Consider the following 2,656-nt stretch of genomic DNA (forward strand, 5'->3'; position numbering starts at 1 on the left):
AGGTGTGGACGGGGGGGCACCGGGCTGACCGGGACGCGGACGGCTGCCGCTGCCGGGGACACCCCGACGAGGTCCACCACCGTTGCCTGCCATCGAGTCACGCAGCTTGCGCGCGACCGGGGCCTCGACGGTGGAGGAAGGGGACTTCACGTACTCCCCGAGGTCCTGGAGCTTGCTCAGGACCTGCTTACTGGAAATGCCGAGCTCTTTCGCGAGCTCGTGCACGCGGGCCTTGCCTGCCACTGCTCTCCTCTGTCTTCGACGAGAGGCCGGGCGGCAGGTGTCCGCTCGACCTCGAACCTAGAGTCGATGCACGTTCATGGTGCGATCTTCACGACTGGCTCATGACGGGTCGACCTTGTCTTCCGTGAATGACGGGGCCGGGACTGTCCCGACCCCCTCCTGTTGCGCCTCACCGTAAGCGGCGAGGTACGAACGGACCTTACCGAGATCCAGCGGACCCGGGACACGCAGTGCCCGTGGGAACGCCGACCGACGCTCGGCCCGGTCGAGACACTCCGGACGGGGATGCAGCCAGGCACCCCGACCGGGGAGGCGTCCACGCGGATCCGGGACCGAGGCCCCGTCCACCGCGACGACGCGCAACAGACCGGTGGCCTGCTCCCGGGCACGACACCCGACGCAGGTGCGAACGGGTCCCTTCCGGTTGCGGGCCGAGGACGAGTGTAGCGCGTCCGCCTTCAGCCGACCGACTCCGTCCCCGAGCGGCCCGTGATCTTCGCCGCGACCGGGTCGGTGTCGCGGCGGTCGTCGGCCCCGTCCTCCTCGGCGAGGGTCCGGGGGTCGGCGTCGCTACGGATGTCGATCCGCCAGCCGGTCAGCCGGGCCGCGAGGCGGGCGTTCTGGCCCTCCTTGCCGATCGCGAGCGACAGCTGGAAGTCCGGCACCACGACGCGCGCGGTGCGGGTCTTCGCGTCGACGACCGTGACCGACACCACCTTCGACGGGGACAGGGCGTTGCCCACGAACGTCGCGGGATCGGCCGACCAGTCGATGATGTCGATCTTCTCGTCGTGCAGCTCGCTCATGACGTTGCGCACCCGCTGGCCCATCGGGCCGATGCACGCGCCCTTCGGGTTCACCCCCGACACCGTGGAGCGCACCGCGATCTTCGAGCGGTGCCCGGCCTCGCGCGCGACGGCGACGATCTCCACCGACCCGTCGACGAGCTCGGGGACCTCCAGGGCGAAGAGCTTGCGCACCAGGTTGGGGTGTGTGCGGGACAACATGATCTGCGTCCCGCGCATTCCCCGGGTCACGCCGACGACGTAGCAGCGGATGCGCTCGCCGTGGGCGTAGGACTCGCCGGGGACCTGCTCGGTCTGCGGCAGCACGCCCTCGATCTGGCCGAGCGACACCACCACGACCCCGCGCGCGTTGGCCCGGGCGTCCCGCTGGACGACCCCGGAGACGATCTCGCCCTCCTGGGTCGAGAACTCGCCGTAGGTGCGCTCGTGCTCGGCGTCTCGCAGCCGCTGCACGATGACCTGCCGCGCGGTGGTGGCGGCGATCCGGCCGAAGCCCTCGGGGGTGTCGTCCCACTCCGGGCCCGCCACGCCCTCCGCGTCGACCTCACGCGCCATCACCCGGACCAGGCCGGACTTGCGGTCGATGTCGATGCGGGCGTTCGACTGGTGCCCGTCCGTGTGCTTGTAGGCGGTCAGCAGCGCGGTCTCGATGGCCTCGATCACGGTGTCGAACGGGATCTCCTTCTCCCGCTCGATCGCTCGCAACGCGGCGATGTCGACGTTCACTCGGACTCCCCACCCTCTCCGTCCTCGGCGCCCAGCGCCTGCACCTCCGCCGGGGGCGGGGCCTTGAACTCCACCTGCACCACGGCGCGTTTCACGTCCGCGTACCTCAGCTCGCGGGCCTCCGGCCGCTTCACGCCCGCGTCGACCACCGTGACCGACTCCGGCCCGGCGTCGCCGACCCGGACCTCGACCGTGCCGCCCGCCTCCAGTGTGGCCTTCACGAGCCGGAGGTGCGCGCGGCGCCAGTGCGCCGGGCGGGTCAGCGGGCGGTCGACGCCCGGTGAGGTCACCTCCAGCGTGTACGACCCCGGGAACAGGTGCTCGTGGCTGTCCAGCTCGGCCGCGGCGGACCGGGACAGCCGCGCGATCGCGTCGAGCGGCACGCCGGTGCGGTCGCCCTCCTCCGGCACGTCGACCACGACCTTCACCGTGTGCGTGCGCCCGGCGGCCCGGACCTCCACGTCGTCGAGCTCGAAGCCCGCCTCGGCGACGACGGGCTCGAGCACGCCGCGCAGCGAACCTGCGAGCTGCTCGGGGACTCCGGTGGGCATGGGGCTCCTCACGGACTGGGCGTCACGACCGGTGGGTCGGACGGCCGTCCAGCCTATCGCGGGCACCCGGCCGGACCGCCGGACCCGTCGGGCGGACGCCCGGACGGCAGCCGGCAGGATGCAGGTCCGTGTCCCCCGTCCGTGTCCTCGCGTCCCCGATCGGCAGGCGGCGGGCGCTCGCGGTCCTGGGGCTCGGCGTCGCACTGCCCGCGATGCCCGCGCTGGCCGCCTGCACCTCCTCCGCCGCGGACGAGGGCCCCGACCCGCTGATCCCGCTGGCCGACCGCGCCCGCGCCGACGCCGTGCTTGTGGTCACACTGACCGAGCCAG

Annotated in this window: 4 protein-coding genes and 1 pseudogene; 1 reads left to right on the forward strand and 4 read right to left on the reverse strand. The window is 72.6% G+C overall.

The features are described from left to right. The 4 genes from H5J29_RS28480 to rimP form a co-directional block, all read right to left on the reverse strand. Positions 1-243, reverse strand: a 243-nt coding sequence (locus H5J29_RS28480; protein ID WP_181784074.1) for a translation initiation factor IF-2 N-terminal domain-containing protein, incomplete at its 3' end; no start/stop codon positions are given. A gap of 99 nt (positions 244-342) precedes the next feature. Next, positions 343-705, reverse strand: a complete 363-nt coding sequence (locus tag H5J29_RS28485; protein WP_181784077.1) for a YlxR family protein — start codon at positions 703-705, stop codon at positions 343-345. After that, entirely contained in the window at positions 702-1,775 is a 1,074-nt protein-coding gene (gene nusA / locus H5J29_RS28490) for a transcription termination factor NusA (RefSeq protein WP_181784075.1), read from the reverse strand. Before nusA ends, H5J29_RS28485 begins: the two co-directional genes overlap by 4 nt. Next, a complete protein-coding gene (gene rimP / locus H5J29_RS28495) occupies positions 1,772-2,326 on the reverse strand; it encodes a ribosome maturation factor RimP (protein WP_181784076.1) in 555 nt (184 codons plus the stop codon). The genes nusA and rimP overlap by 4 nt, the downstream gene beginning before the upstream one ends. Before the next feature lie 128 nt (positions 2,327-2,454). Between rimP and H5J29_RS28500 the strand changes: the two are divergent. Next, positions 2,455-2,656 (forward strand): annotated as a pseudogene (locus tag H5J29_RS28500) (hypothetical protein); the annotation flags it as partial.

Source organism: Pseudonocardia pini, from assembly GCF_013870575.1.
Classification (GTDB): Bacteria; Actinomycetota; Actinomycetes; order Mycobacteriales; family Pseudonocardiaceae; genus Pseudonocardia; species Pseudonocardia pini.